This window comes from Rhodococcus sp. 06-156-4, assembly GCF_002259345.1.
Classification (GTDB): Bacteria; Actinomycetota; Actinomycetes; order Mycobacteriales; family Mycobacteriaceae; genus Rhodococcoides; species Rhodococcoides fascians_E.
In genome coordinates this window covers 130,119-148,071 of the sequence record NZ_NPGB01000025.1, presented here as the reverse complement: position 1 = coordinate 148,071, position 17,953 = coordinate 130,119, and the positions used below count along the sequence as shown (strand labels likewise).

Genomic DNA, 17,953 nt, shown 5'->3' with positions numbered 1-17,953 from the left:
TCATTCTCCAGTGAGGGGTGCGGTAGCGGGGAGGAGGTCCTCGTCGAGTTCGCCACGGATGTCCTCGACGATGTAGAGGCCCCAGAGGGTCAGGCCGAGAACGACTCCGTTGATCAGCCAGTACATGATGGCGAACGGAATGCCGAGGATCTCGAAGCGAATGCCGCTGCCCCACATGTAGAGCGGTGGGAACAGCGCGAAGAGCAGAGCGAGAGCGTAGATGCTGCCGAAGAACGTCATGATGCTCTTCCGGCTCAGGCCGCGAATGTACTCTTTCATGTGCGTCATCCTTGGTTGACTATTTTGAGAACCGAGTCGTGCACGGCGCCGTTGGAGGCGATGCCGTTGCCACCGTTGAAGTCTCGCGCTCCGTCGAGCGAGGTGAACATGCCGCCGGCCTCTTCGATGATGACCGGCATGGGGGCGAGATCGTATGCCTGCGTGGTGTAGTCGACGATCGCTTCGGCTTGGCCGCTCGCGACCATCATGTAGCCGTAGGCGTCGCCCCAGGTTCGGATGACGGCTCCTGCGGACTGGAGGTCGACGATGGAATCGGGATGCCAGTCCTCGAGCCAGGTAGCCATGACATACGCGCCGTCGAGTTCCGTTTTGTCCGAAACGTGAACTTGTTTGCCGTTTTTCCAGCATCCCTTGCCGCGTTCGGCGTGCATCAGCACATCGGCGCTGGGAAGGTTGATGACGCCCGCGACGATGGTGCCGTCTTCTTCGAGGGCGATCAGGTTGGCATACAGCGGAACTCCGTGCACGAAGGACTTGGTGCCGTCGATCGGGTCGACAATCCAGCGGTACTGTGAGATTCCGGTGGTTTCGCCGAACTCCTCGCCGAGGAAACTGTCGTCCGGGTAGTGCTCGGTGACCTGAGTCCTGATGTACTGCTCGATCTCGCGATCCGCCTGCGTAACAGGGGAACCGTCCTGTTTCGACTCGACCGCGAGGGCCGACGTATCGAACCAGCGGCGGGCGATCTCACCCGCCGAGCGGGCGAGCTCCACGCCGAGTGCGGCGCGGGCCGACCGGGAATCTTCCACAGTGGTGCACCTTTCGATAAGTGGATTTCTCTGACAGGTAGAACGATGGGCGTAGACCATTTCTGGTTTTGTTCGCGAAGTGTGAACTGCATGTAACGCGTCGGCTGGGCGGAATGACATAGGACACCAGCGGTGTTAATCGTGCGTAAATCAGCAGGTGGAAGGTGGTTTGCAGGCCTCTGGATCGTTTAGATTGCAATGACAACACGTCAGGAGGTGGACCAGTGCTGATGATGGAGCACACCCATGCAGCCCTACTTCGATTGGTGGAGGAGCTCGAGCAGCGCTCGGTGCCCCGGCTACCACCCGAGCGTGAGCTGGCGGAGCGGCTGGGTACCTCACGGACGACCGTGCGTAAGGCCATGGACATGCTCGAACGCGATGGCGTGATCCGCCGCATGAAGGGCCGTGCCGGCGGTGCGTACCTGACCGCCGTCTCGCCGGGTTCGCCCTCGCCTGAGAGCGCACTGTCGGTATGTCAGAGTCGGCGACTGTTGCGGAGCCTCAACACCGTCAAGGGTGTGCCGCAGATGTTGCACGAGCAAGGATTTCGCGACGGCACGAAGGTGATCTCGGCGCGGATGATGAGTCCTTCGGCGGATGCGGCGCGAGTCCTCGGCGACGGTCCGGTTGTGTCGTTGTTGCGCTTGAGGTTTGCCGACGGAGACACGTTGTCGCTGGAGCAGATGTATCTCAGCGGAAGCATCTGCGGGCGGGTGCTGGAGACGCCGCTGAACTCCGTCTACGAAGCACTACGAACGTTGCTCGGAATATCGGTCTGCATGGCGGACGAGTCGATCGAGCTGGCGACCGTCACCGCGCCGGTCGGTGCGTTGCTCCGGCAACCGGAGGGCACGCCGATCCTCAAGCTCGAACGCATCGGATACGACCAGCAGGAACGGCCCGTCGAATACTCGGTGGATCTGTTCCGGGCCGATCGGACGAGGTTGAACGTGCGCACCTCGTCGTTGGTGAGCGCTTCGCTGACGTAGGGCCGGTCGAGTGGCGTGAACAAGTGCAACCTGTTCGCAACCCACAGACAGGGAAGCGAGGCCCCGGACCATAGGTATGTCGGTGGCGGAGGGAACTTGGGACGCAGCGGCGACCGTGGGCCGAGACTGGGCGTCAACAAAGCGATACGGGCATCAGTTTGTGCGCCGGAACAAGCGTTGCCACCAGCGCTCGGGCTGATGTCGACTGGCTTCAAACATCGGTACCGTGCTGCGTGGGACGACATTCGATAGTCGTTCGTCGGGTGGAAACCTGGCTTTGTCCAGCTTCCGGGCGTCCGGCTCTTTATCGGAATCACACATCATCATTTCGAGGTTCCCAACGCTGTGTGTCGTCATGCTGCCTGGTTCGGAACAAAGATCTGATGCAGGGTCGACGGCTTCCGGGGCCACAGGGCTTTCGGTGGGATACTCGAGTGGCTGGGCAAGTTGGTCTGCTGCTACAAACGAGTTAATCTTCCGCTGTATTTCACGCCATTCGTGGAAGAGCTCGACGTCAGCGACCAACGCCCATCCCGCGAAGCGGTGGTGGGCTTCACCCTTTTTGTACCACCTCCGTCGACCCGACCATACCTCTAGCAGAAACTGGTCCAGCTCCATCGGCCGAGTTTTGAAGTAGTGATAATCGGTCTGCGGCGTTTTGCTGCCACCCGAGAACGTCCCGCGGTTTGCCGCGTCGTCCGGAGCCAGCACTGTATTCGTCGCCTTGACCCGCAAACCCTTCAGATCTTGCTTAGTGAGCCAGGGCTCGGCGATGATCGGTTTCGATTGAATCAGCCCTTGGTGATTCACCTTTGCGTTGTGGCTACTTATCCGTACTTGAACGCATGGTTCGCTGAAACATGCACGCGTGTTTCGGCTACTCCCCGCAAACGCTTGACGCAGCAACCACAGTGTATTTGGGTACGATCTCGTGCGCGACGGGATGTCGGTCGCTACCCTCTGGACCTCGACTCGCCCGTGCGGAACGTTGGGAACGAAGACGTCTGCACGGACACCGCCTTCGAGTGTGGTTTCGACCGACCCGCTATATCCAGCAGTGACCGCAACTGAGACTACATATTCTTTGAGCCAGGCGTGTTCGTCGGACTCACCACCCGAACTGCGCTTCACGACTGGTTCGTCCACGGAAGCATGGTCACAACGACGATCGCTTGGAACTGAACTCGCAAATCTGAAGAATCGGGTGCAGCTTCCGTCCTTCCTGGTCTTCTGAACCGCAATTAGGCGGTTGGAGCAACCGGCGCGGCTGTCGGGGCAGTACAGAATGGGGCGCTTACCCTTGGGCGGGTCGTGTACCTCAGCCCAGTCTTCGTCGTTGGCTGCATGGACCGCGCGTCCCAACTCGGAGATCCACGCTGTAACCTTCTTCGGCTCTTTCCCACCCATACTTAGATCAAAGCACTACGGTCTGACATGAATGGCGGGTACTCTATCTGGGATCACTCGCAGCAGTGCCCACCCACCTTAGGTGTCTCAGGCGCTAGATCGAGCATCGGGTTACCGTCGAAGAAGCCTGTGGGCTTGAGGTGCAGGCTCACATGACTGACCGGCATGACTGGCCAATCCTCGGGTCGCACGACGTGATGGGCAGCAATCGTAGGCCAGATCACCAGGTCGGCGTCCTCCAAAGATCGATCCTGCGCGGTGTAGGCGACGAGCCCGTCGTGACCGGGGTTCTGGGCAACGTACTCGCCTGCTGCGTAGCGTTCCCGCTCTGTGTACGGTGTTGCCCACATGTGCTTGGTCGCGAAGCCGCCACGACGCGCCTGCTGCGAACCCGGCTGTGCCAGAGGCAAAGCCACCGCGCCCGACGGCTCGATCTTGTATCCGATGTGCCCACCGAGCTTGTTCGTCTTGTCCGCATTCGCAATCAACCACGTGCGGGCCTTGAGCGGATCGGCAACGCGCTGCGCCTCCGACTCGCTTGTCAACTGCCGCTTGGTCTGACGCCAGGCGTTTCCGTGCGTGTTCTCGGGTCCGACGGGGACAGCCTCGGCTTCGAGCTCGTACAGATTGTTGCGTTCGCCGTCGACCTTCATGTCCAACCGCACGCTGAAGAAGTGCTGGTGATGCGGTCCGTACAGGCCTGGTGCGACGAGGGTGCCGAACTCGGGGATCTGACCCTGCTCGATCGCGCCGGTGGAGATGATGCCGGTCAACTTGATCTCGAACTCGATAGACCCGTCGAGATAGAGGTTCCAATAGAAGCCGTAGTCGTAGTTGCCGACCGTTGCGAAGAACGACACGACCAGACGACGATTACGACGGACCTGCCCCAGGTTGTCGCGGAAGTCCGTGTGCTTCCAGCCGATGCTGTAGTCCTCCTCGTGCATGCAGATCGCGTTGGGGAGCTCGATCGGCTGACCGTCCTGATCGTTGACATACGCGTCGAAGTAGTGGATCTCGCCGAGGCAATCGCAGCCTAGCTGAAGCGAATTGGCGAGGACGCCGAGTCCGTACTCACCCTCGTCGAAGACGTTCTTGTTCCACTGACTGTCGCCGGGATCGCCGTAGGGGACATACATTTCGGACAGTGACGCGCGATGGATGACGGGACGAACGGTACCGCGATCGACGTAGTTCACGTCGTGCAGCACGAGGCCCTCACGTGGTGTGAAGCCTACGCGCAGACGCCAATTGGCCCACTCGACGTAATGGCCGTCGACGGTGAACGACGGGCCGTCGGGTTGAGTTATGTCGATCTTCTTCATCGGCGCACGCTGCTGCGCGAACTCGGGCACGTTGCCGGGGCGTTCGTAGAAGCCGGGCAGGTAGTTTCCGGGTGTCTGGGGGATGGGTACGACGCCGGTGTCGGCGACGTCGACGACTTCCATCGTGTCCATATCGACTGTCACGACGAGGTTTTCCACGGGGCGGGCGTACCCGTTCTCCTGGGCTTCGCTACGCACGAAGGTGAGAGGGCGGGCGAGGCGTCGACCGCCGGGATTGTCGTTCTCCGTCGTGTGACCGCTGGCCCACTTGTCGACCATGGCCAGGCTGAAGTCGGTCACGCCGCGCTTGATCATCGCCTCTTGCCAGCGCGGATCGGCCTTGATGACCTCCTCGCACTGCAGAAACTCTTCGAGCGTGATGGGTGGTTGGGCGTCTTCGATTTCGGTGTAGCTGACGACCGCATCCTCGGTGAGGGAAACGATCGCTTCGAAGGTGGCGTGGGCGTCGCGATCGCGCAGCACGATGAAGGCGCGCCGGTCAGTAGAGAGTTGCTTCAGTTGCATTTTCGACGGTTCGTTCAATTCGATGTAGACGAAGCGTGCAGAGGATGTGAGGTTCTGTTCGCGGATCACGATCGCCGACGCCTGCGAAATCTCCTGCGGACTCAGCGGTTCCAATGCGTGGGTGGTGACGGGCGCGAACGTATCGGTCATCGGAACTCCTGCAATGGGTAGGGTCGTAACTCAGGGGGAATGCTGCGGGTGCGAAAGAAGACGACAGCGGCCGCGAGGACCAGTTCGACGGCAGCGACAGCTGACGCTGTCGTCATGTTCGAACTCTGGCCAGCGGGCTGATGGTGTGCTGGGAACGACGAGTGCGCGAGGATTATGCCGGCGCTAGTGGCCGCGACCATCACCCATGCTCTGTTGCCTCCGGATCGAAGCAGATCCACAGCGCAGTAGGCACACACGAGGGCCATGGCCGTAACAAGCGCGCTGGAGACATCGGTGACTCCCATGGCCACGTGTAGAACGGCCGACACCAGGGCCAGAGCTGCGGCTATCCGGTTGATCCACACCCTTGTCCACTCCCATCCCGTCGTCTGTTAGGTCGACGGTATGGGTAGACCATTACTGGTTTTCGCAGCCCATGTGAGGGGTGTGTTACTCGGGCTCGGACCTGGACTAACTAACTGGCAGTCCCTCGCGGGTGATAGACGTATCGGAGTCGATGTGCGGAACCTCGCTGAGGTGAGAGCGCGGCATGGTCATTCGATCGAATGAATCTGAAGTCAGAGTTGAAACATTCCGACCTACCGGTCCTATAACTACGAAGCACCACTTCGACCAGAGACCAGGACGCCATGACGTTTCCGCACGACCCCAATCAGCCCCAGCCCTCCGGGCAGGCCCCTTACGGTCAGCCTCAGCCCTTCGCGCAGGCCCCTTACGGACAACCCCAGGCTCCCTACGGTGCCCAGCCGCCGCACGGCCAGTCCTACCCCCAGCAACCGTACGGCCAGCCGCAGCCTCCCGAGAAGAAGAAGCGTAAGTGGCCGTGGGTTGTCGGTGGCGTCGTGGTAGTGCTCATCGTGGCTGGGATGGCAGGTGGGGGTGACGACGACAAGTCGAGCACGACAGCACAATCCACGTCGTCGGTCGCGGTCGCACCTCCCGCTGGTGCGAACGCATCTCTCGAGGCGGTGGCGGCACCCGTCGAACCGGCTACTTCCGCACCGACACCGGAACAGTCGGCTCCAGGAATCGGCCAAGAAGTGCGTGACGGCAAATTCGGGTTTGTCGTGACTGGCGTCGAGACAGGTGTAACCACACTCGGTGACAACCCGTATCTGCAAAAGGATGCGCTTGGGCAGTTCGTTCTCGTCAACGTCACGGTCACCAACGTGTCCGATCGATCGCAGACTTACTTCGGCTCGAACCAGAAACTGATCGACACGCAGGGACGCGAGTTCGAGAACGACACAATGGCGGCGATCAATCTCGAGGCCGAAACTGCAATCGGGGGCGACATCAATCCCGGTCTGTCACGGAACATCACGATCGTATTCGACATTCCCGTTGACGCGGTACCCGCGACGCTCGAGGTGCATGACTCCATGTTCTCCGGTGGGGCCGAGATCGCGCTGAGATAGGTTGAGTCGTCTTCGGCCGGGCACCGCATCGGTGTCCGGCCGTTCGTCGTACCAGGCCGGCCGTGTGTCCAGTAGTCCTCTTTCGAGGACTACTGGACACACTCGTCCGTTGCTAGCGTCAGCTCGGTCAGGTGCTGCAACTTATTCGACGGGCAAGGGATTCGTGGTGTCTACTCTTCTTTCAGGCAAAGTCGCCGTCATCACCGGAGCCGCGAGTGGCATCGGACGGGGTATCGCATCTCGGTTCGTCGACGAGGGCGCGCAGATCGTTCTCACCGATATCGACGACGATGCCGGAGCTGCGCTGGCTTCAGAGCTCGGCGAGCACGCCGTCTACGCGCACGTCGATGTCACCACCGAGTCCGACATCGCAGCGGCAGTCGCTTTGGCTGCAGATACTTTCGGATCGCTGGACATCATGGTGAACAACGCTGGTGCACAGGGTGACCCATCATCGATCATCGACGCGGATCCCGATGGATTCGACCGCACCGCAGCTCTCCTGACACGATCGGTGTTGCTCGGACACAAGCATGCTGCGCGCCGGTTCATCGCCCAAGGAACTCCAGGCAGCATCATCTCCACGGCCAGTGCTGCAGCGATTCAAGGTGGGTGGAGCACTGTCGGATACACCGCAGCCAAGCATGCCGTCGTAGGGCTGGTGCGACAGGCGGCCGCGGAACTGGGCCCCAGTGGGATTCGGTCGAACGCCATCGCGCCCGGAATCATCATGACTCCCATCATGGCCCGCACGTTCGGCGTCGAGCCCGCGAAATCCGAACAATTCATGGACTTCCTGGCCGCGCGACTCGGACCCGGACAGCCCTCGCGTCGAGTCGGGTTTCCCGACGACATTGCCTCGGTCGCTACCTTCCTCGCCAGCGACATGGCGGCCTACGTCAACGGCACCGTCATCCCGGTCGACGGCGGCGCAACCACGGTGACACTCGGAACGTTCGCAACCGACGTCGTAGCTGCAGCAGCAGAGTTTGCCGCGTCACAGCCATGAACAGCCAAGTGGCGAGTTCGTGGGGAGTGGAGTCGGACGAGCACGAGCCATCGACAATCCATGTGTGCCTCGACGCGTCCGCGACGGCGGACGCTGAAGACCACGTGTGGCTCACTGGATCTCCGCCGGCCAAGACCGTGGTCATTCGAGCCGACGACCTCGGTCAAGCCCAGTCGATGCGCACGCGAATACGACGTGAACTCGGAACCGAGGGAGAAGATGCGGCGAGTTTTGCCGTCGTTCTCGAGTTGGAAACGCACATCGCCGATGACGCACGCACGGCACGAAAGGAATTGGCCTCGTCCTCGACTGGCGCAACCAAGACGGTTCGGTACGTCGGAACGTCGAGCGGGCTGGCCGGCCTCGTCGCCGATATCGAAGCCGCGTCCGTTGCGGATGCTGTACTGATCATCCCGGTTGTTTGTTCGCGTCGTCAGGCCGTGTGCAACCGCATCTCAGCAGAGGTGGTTCCGTTGCTGAGGCGCATGGCGTAGGAGGCCGAAGTAGGTCAACCGTTGGGAGACTATCATGTTCCATACCAAACGATATTTACCTAAGGTTTGGTATGGTTGTTTGATGGCCAACGATTCGAACAGTGGCCTGGCCGCCGTCGAGTACGAAGATCGGCCATGGCAATCGTGGTCTGCTGCTGCATCCAGGACGCAGCGCAAGCTGCATGCAGGTGACTACCGGGCTGCAGTGCCTCCGCGGATTGCCGATCTGGAACTCCGACTCACCGATGAAGTCGCGGCCGAATCCGAGGACGCGCTGCGCGAAATTGTCCGATTCGACGAGTACGCATCGCAGCGTCTCGGCTCGTCGACCGAGTTGGCGCCGATGAGTTCGATCTTGCTCAGATCCGAGAGTGCGGCCTCGTCGCAGATCGAGAACCTCACGGTCGGCGCGCGGTCCCTTGCGCTGGCCGAGCTGGGTTCACCCTCCAGTCGGAACGCATCGATTGTCAGCGGCAACGTGCGTGCGATGGAGGCCGCACTGGCGGCGAGTTCTACGGTGTCTGCCGAATCCGTGCTCGCCATGCACAGGGCACTGATGGAGCCGGCGGGCGATCCCGACGCCGGGCAATGGCGAACCCAGCAGGTCTGGATCGGTGGTTCGAATTTCGGACCCCACCACGCCGCATTCGTTCCGCCGCATCACGATCGACTCGAGGCCTGTTTGGACGACGTCTTCGTGTTCGCGTCGAGAGTTGATCTGCCCGTTCTTCCTCAGGTGGCCGTCGCGCACGCGCAGTTCGAGACCATCCACCCGTTCACCGATGGCAACGGCCGCACCGGCAGGTCGTTGGTACATACAATGCTTCGTCGAGCAGACGTGGTCGAACGCGTCACAGTGCCGCTGTCCGCGGGTCTGCTGGCCGACACTGCGTCGTACTTTGCGAGTCTCGAAGAATATCGACAGGGCGATGTCGAACCGATCGTTCGCCGGTTGAATGCCGCGGCGTTCGCCGCTGTATCCAACGGAAGGATGCTGGTCGACGAACTCGCCGATGTGCGAGACCGGTTCGGCGCCAACGTCGTTGCGCGTCGCGAATCGGTTGTGTGGAGCCTCCTCGACGCTCTCATTGCACAACCGGTGATCGACAACCCCTTCGTGCAGAGGACATTCGGTGTCAGCGACATGGCTGCTCAGCGGGCCATCGATCGACTCGTCGGCGCGGAAGTTCTCCATCAGACCTCGAAGGGGCGACGAAACCGCGTCTGGCAAGCGGACGAAATCCTCTATGCACTCGACCGTTTCGCTGAGCGCACGCGTCGGGGGCGGTGATGAACTGCGCTGAAATCCCACGCGGCCAAGGAGACGCCCACTAACGCGCGGTCGCCAATCCCCGGGCCAGGACACCGCTCTGGGCGTCCACGACCAGAACCTCGCTACCCGAATCGGTTTCACGCCCGACCAATCGAACCTCTGCGTCCACGAAGACCGGTGCCTGCATCTGGAGCGAGAACCTCTCGACCTGGATCCCCGGCTGCGATCGGACAGCGAAGTCGAGCAACAACATCCGCACCAAAGGTCCGTGGACCAGGAGGTCCTGCAGACCCTCGATGCCGCGAGCCCAATCCCGGTCGTAGTGCACAAGATGTGTGTTGAACGTCAGTGCCGAGAACCGGAACAGCTGGCGGGAATCGAGCGTCAAGGACTCCGTCCACGCCCACTCCGCATCGGGTGCTGGTGCCGGCGGCTTCGCGACAGCACTGGGCTTCGCAGCCTCGAGGAACACGTCGTGCCAGACGCTCGAGATCGCAAGCTCACCGGCGACGAGGTAACTTCTCTCGACATCGGCGAACATCAGCCGTCCGCCTCGACCCTCCTTCTCGACGACTGCGCCGGCCTGAACTCGCTGCTCGACGACGTCGTCGTACGCCAGGGGTCGATGAAAGACAGTGTCCTCACCGGCGTACATCCGTCGCGGCAGGTCGATGACAGGTAGGACGCCATCGTCGGCGGGGGAGCCATCGGGGCGGAGATCGGCCAGAGCGGCGTCGAACGGAAAGTAGATTCCCTCCCAACCCGGAGGGAGCTCACCCGTCGACTTCGGTTCTGCGGCGAGGGGCGCGAAGGTGCCGCGATAGGCGGCCGCAGGCGCGATTCGCAGGGACTCGGTTCGGACCACCGCCATCAGACGACCCCACCCGCTCGCAACTCGGAGATCTTCTCGTGCGAGTACCCCGCCATACCCGCGAGGACCTGATCGGTGTGCTCACCGAGCGAATTGGCCCGACGGGCCGGGTCGGCAGGCGTCGCGCCGAGTTTGATGGGCTGCCCGAACATGCGCAGCGTCCCGAATTTGCCGTAATCCGCTTCTACGATCATGTCTCGCTCGGCGGTGCCCGGATCCTCCACCACCTCGCCGATGTTCTTGATCGCGGTCAGCGGAATGACGGCACCGGCAAGATCTTCCAGTTCGGAGCGCTTGCGCCCGTCGAACCAGCTGATGATCAACGGCTTGACGCGACGCTCGTAGACCTCGGGGTCGAAACGTTTGCGCATGGTGTCGATCTCGGGATCCGTCGCGGCCTCCGGCGTGCCGAACAGCTCGCAACTCGCGTTCCAGAGGCGGTCGGTGTAACCGCCGAAGAACACCTGGCCATCGGCGCAGGGGAACAGCTCGTACGGACGCACCCAGGCGTGCTTGTTTCCCGACGGCACGGCGGTCTTGCCGTCGACGGTGTAATCGACGACGGCAGTTTCCGTCATCGCGAAGATGCTGTCCACCTGTGCGACGTCGACGAGCTGGCCCTGGCCTGTGCGCTCGGCGTGCCGAAGTGCGGTGAGTGCACCGATCACGCCGAACATGGTGGCGGAGAGATCACCGATCGTGACCCCGACGCGCACCGGTTCCTCGCCGAGCTGACCGTTCATCGACCACATACCGCCTGCAGCCTGCGCGGTGTTGTCGAACGCAGGATAAGAACTGCGCGTACCGGTTTGGCCGTAACCGGAGATCGCCAGGTAGACCAGCCGCGGGTTGATCTCGGCGAGGGTGTCGTAGTCGATGCCCAGCTTCTTGGTGGTACCCGGCCGGAAGTTCTCGATCAGCACGTCGGCCTTCGCGACCAGGTCCTTCAGAACCGCCTTGCCCTCGTCAGCTCCGAGATTCAGCGTCAAGCCCAGCTTGCCGCGGTTGTACTGGGCGTAGTACGCAGAGAATTCGTCGTCCTCGGTCTTCATGTAGGGCGGGAACCCGCGGGCCACATCGGGACCCGTCGGATTCTCGATCTTGACGACCGTCGCACCGAAGTCTGCGAACATCTGCGCTGCGTAGGCACCGGCGAGAACGTGCGAGAGATCGAGCACCACCACGCCGGACAGTGATCCTGCGTTGCCTACCTGAGGGAAAGTCATAGAACTACTCTTTCTATATCAGTACTACAGATCAAGCGACGGGCTCGACGTCGGCCACCATGATGGGATCCAGTGTGTCGTCCTGCACCTTCGACGGCAAAGTTTCGGGGAGGAAGGCGATTCCGACGAGACCGATGATGCTCAGGCCCATCAGGTAGGCGGCCACGAGCCAGGGGCTTCCGCTCGACGCAGCGACGAGTGCGGTGGCGACGAGAGGCGCCGTGCCGCCGACGGCAGCCGCGGGGATCTCACGGGAGATGGCGATGCCACTCCATCGGGCGTTCGTCGGAAAGATCTCGGCGAGCAGTGCAGCGGAAACACCGATGGTGGCGCCCTGAATGACGGCGAGGCCGAGGACCAAGCCGACACCGACGAGCAGGATGTTCTCGGTGCCGTACAGCCAGAAGAGCGGGAACGCGAGCACGATGCCGAACACTGCCGCACCGAGAAGCACCGGCTTGCGGCCGATGCGGTCAGCGAGCTTACCGAAGTACAGGGTCGTCGGGATGGTGAGGAGCTCGGCGATGATCAGCGCGACCAGAGCCGCTGTGGGATCGACGGTCAGTGTGCCGGTGACGTAGGAGACCGAGAAGGTCTGGACGATGTAGACCCACGGCAAGGTGAACGTGAACAGCGCCATGCCGCAGATGAGGATGCGCCAGTGATTCTTCACGGCACCGGAGAGCGGCGAGTTCTGCACTGCGCCGTCCTTGGCGGCTTCCTCGAATGCGGCTGTCTCGCTGACCCGCAGCCGGAAGTACAGTGCGAACGCGACGATCACTGCGCTCGCGACGAACGGGATTCGCCAGCCCCAGGCGAGGAATTGCTCGTCCGGCAGCAACGTCAGTAGTGCGAACGTGGTGGTAGCCAGAGCCATTCCGAGATAGACCGACGCGCCCGGGAAGCCCGCAGTGTAGGCGCGGCGCTGAGGATCGGAGGATTCGCTGGCCATCGTCATGGCACCGGCGAACTCCGCACCGGCTCCCGCACCCTGGAAGATGCGGAGGACGATCAGCAGAATCGGTGCCCAGATGCCGATCGAATCGGCGGTGGGTAGCAGACCGATGAACGTCGTCGCGATACCCATCATCATCAGTGTGACCAGCAATGTCATCTTGCGTCCGACGCGATCGCCGTAGTGCGCGAAGATCAGACCACCGATGGGCCGAGCACCGAACCCGACCGCGAACGCCGCGAAGGCACCGAGCATTCCGGCGAAACTGCCCGCGCCGGGGAAGAACAGCGGTGCGAACACCAGAGCCGATGCGAGGCCGTAAAGAGTGAAGTCGTACCACTCGATGATGGTGCCGACCGAGCTGCCGATGACGGCGTGGCGACGTTCCTTCTTGGTCTTGGTGTCGACCTCGGGGAGGTTCGGTGTGTTCGACATGTTGCTTCCTTCGGGGGCTGAGATCAGCGGGTGGGGGAGAGTGCGTGATCGGCGCGCGCTGCGGACAACGCTCGCACGACGGAAGAGTCACTGGGCCGCCCCATCGTGGAGGCAAGCCAGTCGGAAACTTCGGCAAGTGCATGTAGATCGATGCCGGTCTCGATGCCGAGGCCGTCGAGCATCCAGAGCAAGTCCTCGGTGGCGAGGTTGCCGGTAGCGCCCTTGGCGTAGGGGCACCGGCCGAGGCCCCCGGCCGACGAGTCGAACTCGGTGACACCGGCCGTCAGCGACGCGTAAACGTTGGCGAGGGCTTGACCGTAGGTGTCGTGCAGATGCATCGCCACTCGGTCTACGGAGATACCCCGTGCAAGAACAGCATTCAGGACTGCATGGACGTGACCGGGTGTCGCGACACCGATGGTGTCACCGAGTGACAGCGTCCCGACGCCCATCTGAATCAGGCTTTCCGCGATATCGGCGACGCGTTCGACGGCGACGGCGCCTTCCCACGGATCACCGAAGCACATCGAGATGTAACCGCGCGTCGCGGCACCACCTGCAGTAGCACCCTCGACGACGGTGGAGGCCGACGTCAAGGCGTCGGCGACGGTTGTTCCGAGGTTCTTGGCCGCGAAAGTTTCGGTGGCACTGACGAAGACGGCGATCTCGGTGGCACCGGCGGACAGAGCACGATCGAGGCCGCGTGCGTTGGGCGCCAGTACGATCTGCCGGATCGACGACGGTAATTCCAGACTCGCCATCAATTCCTCGGCGTCGGCGAGTTGCGGCACCCAGCGCGGGGAGACGAAGCTCGTCAGCTCGAGGTTTGTGATGCCCGCGGCGACGAGTCGACGACAGAATTCGGCCTTCGTTGCCGTCGGGACCATCGTCGTCTCGGCTTGGAGACCGTCACGTGGGCCGACTTCGTAGACGCGGACCGAGTTCGGCAGTGCCGAGTCGCGGTGCACGTCGGGACGGGGAAGGCTCATACCAAGCTGCCGTTTCGGAGCTCGCCCAGCACCTTCTCGGCGTGCTCGACGCGGATCGAGCGGTCCCCGATGAGCCGCTGGACGACGTTGTCCAGCTCGGCGGCCGTCGCCCCTGCGGTGACGGCAATGGTGCGGGCGTGAAGCCGCATGTGGCCCTGCTGGATTCCCTCGGCCGACAATGCGCGGCACGCGCCGAGGTTCTGAGCCAGCCCTACCGCGACGATGACTTCGGCCAACTCGGTCGCGGACGTGACGCCCAGGATCTCGATCGAGGTCCTGGCCACCGGATGCGCTTTCGTCGCGCCGCCGACGAGGCCGACCGCCATGGGAACCTCCAGCGTTCCGGACAGGTGCCCGTCGGCTGTCTTCTCGAAGTGGGACAGGGCGGTGTAGCGGCCGTCTGCACCGACCGCATGGGAGTGGCAGCCCGCCTCGACGGCTCGGGTGTCGTTGCCCGTCGCGAGTACGACGGCGCTGATGCCGTTCATGATGCCTTTGTTGTGTGTTGCTGCTCGGTAGGGATCCGCCTCGGCGAAGGCCGACGCATGAACGATATTGTCCACGACCTCCTCGCCGCCCAGTAGGTCGCGGTCGAAGATTGCGCGAGCCCGGACGATGCGCTGGTCTGCCTTGTTGGTCAGGATGCGCAGCAGTGGCCTGCCGCCCGCAATGGTGGCCACGCGTGGTGCAATCGCCTCGGCCATCGTGTTGGCGGCGTTGGCGCCCATGGCATCTCGAACGTCTACGACGATGTGCACGACGACGTGCACTCCGGTACGGGTGGGCAGGACACGGACGGTGAGACCGCGAGCACCACCGCCGAACTTCACCAGCGTCGGATCCTGAGCGTTGGACAGTTCGAGGATCTCCTCGCGCGCTTCGAGGATGCGCAGACGAGCTGCCTCGGGGTCCTGCACGTCGAGCAACTGAATCTGCGCCTGCATGACCGGCCCGGTGTGGGAGACGAAGAATCCACCGTGCGGACGGGTCATGCGGGAGGCGTTGCTGGCGGCCGCGACTACGGACGGCTCCTCGGTCGCCATCGGAACGAGGTATTCACTGTCGTTCACCATGACGTTCGTGGCGATGCCGACGGGGATGCCGAGGATGCCTACGACGTTCTCGACCATGTGATCGGCCTGCTCGACGGACAGGCCCGCCGCAGGATCCAGCGGCTCGAGCGCGGTCTCCGGCAGGTCGGTGCGCTCGGCGACGACGCGGCGACGCTCCAGCGGCGACAAGTCTTTGAAACCTGGAATTCGGCTGCTGACGGGCACTTCATCCTCCACGCGTTCGTCTGTGATGTATCGAACTCGAACGCTACGGGGCATGGTGTGACGTGCGATATGTGTCATTGACCCATCGATCCGGACTATCAATGTGCTGAAAGCACACAGCTATCGCAGGCGCGCGGCTCTCAGGGCGTCCAGCCGGACTGCAGTGGAAATACGGAACAGCGCTTCGTCGTCCCGCCAGCCGTCGCCCAACAGCAGACGGAGTCGCTCCAGTCTCTGCAGGATCGTGTTCGTGTGATAGCTCAACGCACGAGCGGTCTTGGTCGGACTCGACTCGTTGCGCACGAATGCGCGCAGCGTCGCGACGAGGTCCGTCCCGTGTTCGGCGTCGTAGGTGATCACCGACCCGATCGTGTGGTCGATGAACGAGTGCACGGCCTCCGGATCCGACCCGAACATCACCATGTAGGGGTGGAACGACTCGGTTGTGACGACACCGTCGTCGATGCCGAGTGCGTCGAGCAGTCGAGCAGTTCGGTGTGCGACGTCGAATCTGTCCGACAGGACATCGACCGACGGTGCGGGCGGGGGCACGATGACACGGACATCCGGCACACCGCCGCTGAGGAGGATGCGTCGCACCTCGGTCGCGCTGGCGATGCGGTCGGAACTGTGGATCACCGCGACCAGTACATCCGAGTACTCGCTGACCAATCCGTTCCGAAAGTGCTGGGCAACGAGTGACGTTGCGGTACTACGCGATCGAGACGTGGTGATGACGAGAACCGTGTCCAGGGTGGAGGAGTCGACGCCATGAGCGCGAGCACGACGGTCGAGATCGCGGCGACGTTCGGGCGACGGGTCCAGAACGTCGGCGATGATCTCGTGTCGAACACGTTGGTCGGCGTCGGCGACGGCGTTCTGCTGCAGGGTGAGCAAAGCCGCCACCTGGGCGGCGCGTTCGATGGTGCGGTCGTCGACAGGACCGAGTTCCAGCTCGCCCGGGCTGAGTAGGACCGCGCCGAAATACAACTCGCCGGCCGTGACCGCAGCGACGACCTGGATGTCCGACGACGTACTGTCGACGTAGGAGCAATGACCGGTCGCGCGGCTCTGTTCCACCGCCCGGTGGGCGGCGCTTCCCATGCTGACGATGGCCGAGATGTGCGCTGACTCCTCCGACGACGCCAAAATGCGCAGATCGGCATCGACGATGGTGACGTAGCGTCCCAGCGCCCGCGCCAATGTGGTTGCCACTTGGCCGAATCCGCCGCCGACGAGCACAGCCTGCACCAATTCCTGATGCACGGTGTTGGAACGGTCGCGCACGGCGACGTGCTCGGTCAACGTGCGAAGTGCAGTGCGGGCCTCCTCTTCCGACGCTCGAAGCTGCGCCAGCGTGTTCGCAGTCTGCAGCACGATCGACGCGTGGTCGGCCAGCGCGGACAGCATCGCGATCTGCTCCGGCGCGAAGACATGTTCCTGACGTGTGGCGGAGAACAACACGCCGAGAACACGGCCGTCGGAGAGCATCGGCACGCCGAGGATCGACACGATGCCTTCGCCGTGAACGGCGTCGTCGATGTCGGTGTCGTGCGTACCCTCGTCGTACTCGCTGTAACGCTGAACCCATTGCGCGCTGCGCGAATCGGCGATCCGGCTGGCTAGCCCCATGCCGGCCGGAACTCGAAGGCGTCGAAACTGAGGGGTGACGGATCCGATCGTCTTGCGAACGTGGAGGTCCCGAGTGCCCGAGTCGAACTCGGACAGGTACGTGACGTCGCTACCCATCATGTCGTGCGCACGCGAGACCAGGCGTTCGAGCAGTCCGTCGATGTCGCGCACTTCTGCCAAGTCGCGGGCGCTGGCGAACAGGGTGCCCAGCTCGTGCTCTCGCCGGCGAAGCCGACTGACCTCCTCTCGCATCGCACGGGAGCGCAGCAGTGCTGACGCCCGTGTTGCGGCATCGACACCGAGCTCGGCGAGGCGCGCGTCGAGCTCGGTGTCACCGATGTCGTCGGTCAGCGCTTCGACAACCTTCGCGGAGTTGTCGGCAGGTGTCATGGGTTCGAGACTAACCAGCTGCCGGTCCGTGGGGTGCACCACGAGACCAGCGACGCTACCCCCTGGGGGTATATGTTGCTATCGTCGATGGCATGCAGTCAGTCGGCTTCCGTGGACGAGGCGCGGCCTCGACGGGACTTCTGATTGCCCTGGTGGTGTTCGGGGTGCTGCTGATGCATTCTGTGACGCCAGTTATGTCGGCGGCGTCTGGATCGATGGTCGGCGATCATCACTCGATGGTGGCGTCGGATGCCGTCGACGGCTCGGTTCCGGTCGCATTCGGCGAGCACGACTGCCCGTCGGCGCATCAGATGATGCACCCCTGCATGGGCACCACTGCGTCGTGGTCTGCGCTGACCGACCCGGTGACGAGCGGTGAGATCGACCTGTCACCGCTATCGACGGAGTGGCGCCACATGCGCGTCGACTCGACTCAGGAGCGAGCTCCTCCGTGGACATTGTGGGAGTTGGACAAATCGGTGATCTTGCGAGTGTGACAGGGAGCCCGGTCGACG

The 17,953-nt window shown here is 62.8% G+C and carries 16 protein-coding genes; 6 read left to right on the top strand and 10 right to left on the bottom strand.

The window, feature by feature from the left end:
• Together CH290_RS16490 and CH290_RS16485 are read right to left on the bottom strand one after the other, a co-directional pair.
• Nucleotides 1-279 (bottom strand): hypothetical protein, encoded by a 279-nt coding sequence (locus tag CH290_RS16490; protein ID WP_052060045.1) that lies wholly within the window; start codon nucleotides 277-279, stop codon nucleotides 1-3.
• A gap of 5 nt (nucleotides 280-284) precedes the next feature.
• A complete protein-coding gene (locus CH290_RS16485; protein ID WP_033187872.1) occupies nucleotides 285-1,049 on the bottom strand; it encodes an inositol monophosphatase family protein in 765 nt (254 codons plus the stop codon).
• Between the two features lie 230 nt (nucleotides 1,050-1,279).
• On the opposite strand from CH290_RS16485, the gene CH290_RS16480 reads away from it, so the two are divergent.
• Nucleotides 1,280-2,041 carry a GntR family transcriptional regulator gene (locus tag CH290_RS16480; RefSeq protein ID WP_141216211.1) on the top strand — a complete coding sequence of 254 codons (762 nt, stop codon included), beginning with the start codon at nucleotides 1,280-1,282 and terminating at the stop codon, nucleotides 2,039-2,041.
• A 153-nt stretch (nucleotides 2,042-2,194) separates the two neighbouring features.
• On the opposite strand, the gene CH290_RS16475 is transcribed toward CH290_RS16480, so the two are convergent.
• Together CH290_RS16475 and CH290_RS16470 are read right to left on the bottom strand one after the other, a co-directional pair.
• Nucleotides 2,195-2,851 carry a hypothetical protein gene (locus CH290_RS16475; protein ID WP_033187871.1) on the bottom strand — a complete coding sequence of 219 codons (657 nt, stop codon included), beginning with the start codon at nucleotides 2,849-2,851 and terminating at the stop codon, nucleotides 2,195-2,197.
• A 650-nt stretch (nucleotides 2,852-3,501) separates the two neighbouring features.
• Nucleotides 3,502-5,448: a primary-amine oxidase gene (locus CH290_RS16470; protein WP_033187870.1), complete on the bottom strand. Its 1,947-nt coding sequence runs from the start codon at nucleotides 5,446-5,448 to the stop codon at nucleotides 3,502-3,504.
• A 650-nt stretch (nucleotides 5,449-6,098) separates the two neighbouring features.
• Here CH290_RS16470 and CH290_RS16460 point away from each other — a divergent pair.
• The 4 genes from CH290_RS16460 (at nucleotide 6,099) to CH290_RS16445 (ending at nucleotide 9,681) form a co-directional block, all read left to right on the top strand.
• A complete protein-coding gene (locus CH290_RS16460; RefSeq protein ID WP_033187869.1) occupies nucleotides 6,099-6,887 on the top strand; it encodes a DUF4352 domain-containing protein in 789 nt (262 codons plus the stop codon).
• A gap of 166 nt (nucleotides 6,888-7,053) precedes the next feature.
• The gene (locus CH290_RS16455; protein WP_033188004.1) at nucleotides 7,054-7,896 is read left to right on the top strand and encodes an SDR family NAD(P)-dependent oxidoreductase; all 843 of its coding nucleotides are present in this window, start codon (nucleotides 7,054-7,056) and stop codon (nucleotides 7,894-7,896) included.
• The gene (locus CH290_RS16450; RefSeq protein WP_052082942.1) at nucleotides 7,893-8,390 is read left to right on the top strand and encodes a hypothetical protein; all 498 of its coding nucleotides are present in this window, start codon (nucleotides 7,893-7,895) and stop codon (nucleotides 8,388-8,390) included. Before CH290_RS16455 ends, CH290_RS16450 begins: the two co-directional genes overlap by 4 nt.
• 82 nt (nucleotides 8,391-8,472) lie before the next feature.
• Nucleotides 8,473-9,681 (top strand): Fic family protein, encoded by a 1,209-nt coding sequence (locus CH290_RS16445; protein WP_033187868.1) that lies wholly within the window; start codon nucleotides 8,473-8,475, stop codon nucleotides 9,679-9,681.
• 40 nt (nucleotides 9,682-9,721) lie between these two features.
• Here CH290_RS16445 and CH290_RS16440 read toward each other — a convergent pair whose 3' ends face one another.
• From CH290_RS16440 to CH290_RS16415, 6 genes are all read right to left on the bottom strand, one after another.
• Nucleotides 9,722-10,534: an HTD2 family dehydratase gene (locus tag CH290_RS16440; protein ID WP_033187867.1), complete on the bottom strand. Its 813-nt coding sequence runs from the start codon at nucleotides 10,532-10,534 to the stop codon at nucleotides 9,722-9,724.
• Nucleotides 10,534-11,760: a CaiB/BaiF CoA transferase family protein gene (locus tag CH290_RS16435; RefSeq protein WP_033187866.1), complete on the bottom strand. Its 1,227-nt coding sequence runs from the start codon at nucleotides 11,758-11,760 to the stop codon at nucleotides 10,534-10,536. The genes CH290_RS16440 and CH290_RS16435 overlap by 1 nt, the downstream gene beginning before the upstream one ends.
• A 31-nt stretch (nucleotides 11,761-11,791) precedes the next feature.
• Nucleotides 11,792-13,150, bottom strand: a complete 1,359-nt coding sequence (locus tag CH290_RS16430; RefSeq protein ID WP_033187865.1) for an MFS transporter — start codon at nucleotides 13,148-13,150, stop codon at nucleotides 11,792-11,794.
• 23 nt (nucleotides 13,151-13,173) lie between these two features.
• Nucleotides 13,174-14,139 (bottom strand): hydroxymethylglutaryl-CoA lyase, encoded by a 966-nt coding sequence (locus tag CH290_RS16425; RefSeq protein WP_033187864.1) that lies wholly within the window; start codon nucleotides 14,137-14,139, stop codon nucleotides 13,174-13,176.
• A complete protein-coding gene (locus tag CH290_RS16420) occupies nucleotides 14,136-15,416 on the bottom strand; it encodes a hydroxymethylglutaryl-CoA reductase, degradative (RefSeq protein WP_033188002.1) in 1,281 nt (426 codons plus the stop codon). The genes CH290_RS16425 and CH290_RS16420 overlap by 4 nt, the downstream gene beginning before the upstream one ends.
• 120 nt (nucleotides 15,417-15,536) lie before the next feature.
• Nucleotides 15,537-17,438 (bottom strand): helix-turn-helix domain-containing protein, encoded by a 1,902-nt coding sequence (locus CH290_RS16415; protein ID WP_033187863.1) that lies wholly within the window; start codon nucleotides 17,436-17,438, stop codon nucleotides 15,537-15,539.
• 92 nt (nucleotides 17,439-17,530) lie between these two features.
• Between CH290_RS16415 and CH290_RS16410 the strand changes: the two genes are divergently transcribed.
• Nucleotides 17,531-17,935, top strand: coding sequence for a DUF6153 family protein (locus tag CH290_RS16410; protein WP_033187862.1), 405 nt, complete (start codon nucleotides 17,531-17,533; stop codon nucleotides 17,933-17,935).
• The last annotated feature ends 18 nt before the right edge of the window (nucleotides 17,936-17,953 follow it).

What these genes read in the sequence shown, in the direction of transcription:
- CH290_RS16490 (WP_052060045.1), bottom strand. Translation starts at nt 279, where the DNA reads ATGAAAGAGTACATTCGCGGCCTGAGCCGGAAGAGCATCATGACGTTC.
- CH290_RS16460 (WP_033187869.1), top strand. Translation starts at nt 6,099, where the DNA reads ATGACGTTTCCGCACGACCCCAATCAGCCCCAGCCCTCCGGGCAGGCC.
- CH290_RS16470 (WP_033187870.1), bottom strand. Translation starts at nt 5,448, where the DNA reads ATGACCGATACGTTCGCGCCCGTCACCACCCACGCATTGGAACCGCTG.
- CH290_RS16410 (WP_033187862.1), top strand. Translation starts at nt 17,531, where the DNA reads ATGCAGTCAGTCGGCTTCCGTGGACGAGGCGCGGCCTCGACGGGACTT.
- CH290_RS16440 (WP_033187867.1), bottom strand. Translation starts at nt 10,534, where the DNA reads ATGGCGGTGGTCCGAACCGAGTCCCTGCGAATCGCGCCTGCGGCCGCC.
- CH290_RS16430 (WP_033187865.1), bottom strand. Translation starts at nt 13,150, where the DNA reads ATGTCGAACACACCGAACCTCCCCGAGGTCGACACCAAGACCAAGAAG.
- CH290_RS16445 (WP_033187868.1), top strand. Translation starts at nt 8,473, where the DNA reads ATGGCCAACGATTCGAACAGTGGCCTGGCCGCCGTCGAGTACGAAGAT.
- CH290_RS16435 (WP_033187866.1), bottom strand. Translation starts at nt 11,760, where the DNA reads ATGACTTTCCCTCAGGTAGGCAACGCAGGATCACTGTCCGGCGTGGTG.
- CH290_RS16480 (WP_141216211.1), top strand. Translation starts at nt 1,280, where the DNA reads ATGATGGAGCACACCCATGCAGCCCTACTTCGATTGGTGGAGGAGCTC.
- CH290_RS16425 (WP_033187864.1), bottom strand. Translation starts at nt 14,139, where the DNA reads ATGAGCCTTCCCCGTCCCGACGTGCACCGCGACTCGGCACTGCCGAAC.
- CH290_RS16450 (WP_052082942.1), top strand. Translation starts at nt 7,893, where the DNA reads ATGAACAGCCAAGTGGCGAGTTCGTGGGGAGTGGAGTCGGACGAGCAC.
- CH290_RS16415 (WP_033187863.1), bottom strand. Translation starts at nt 17,438, where the DNA reads ATGACACCTGCCGACAACTCCGCGAAGGTTGTCGAAGCGCTGACCGAC.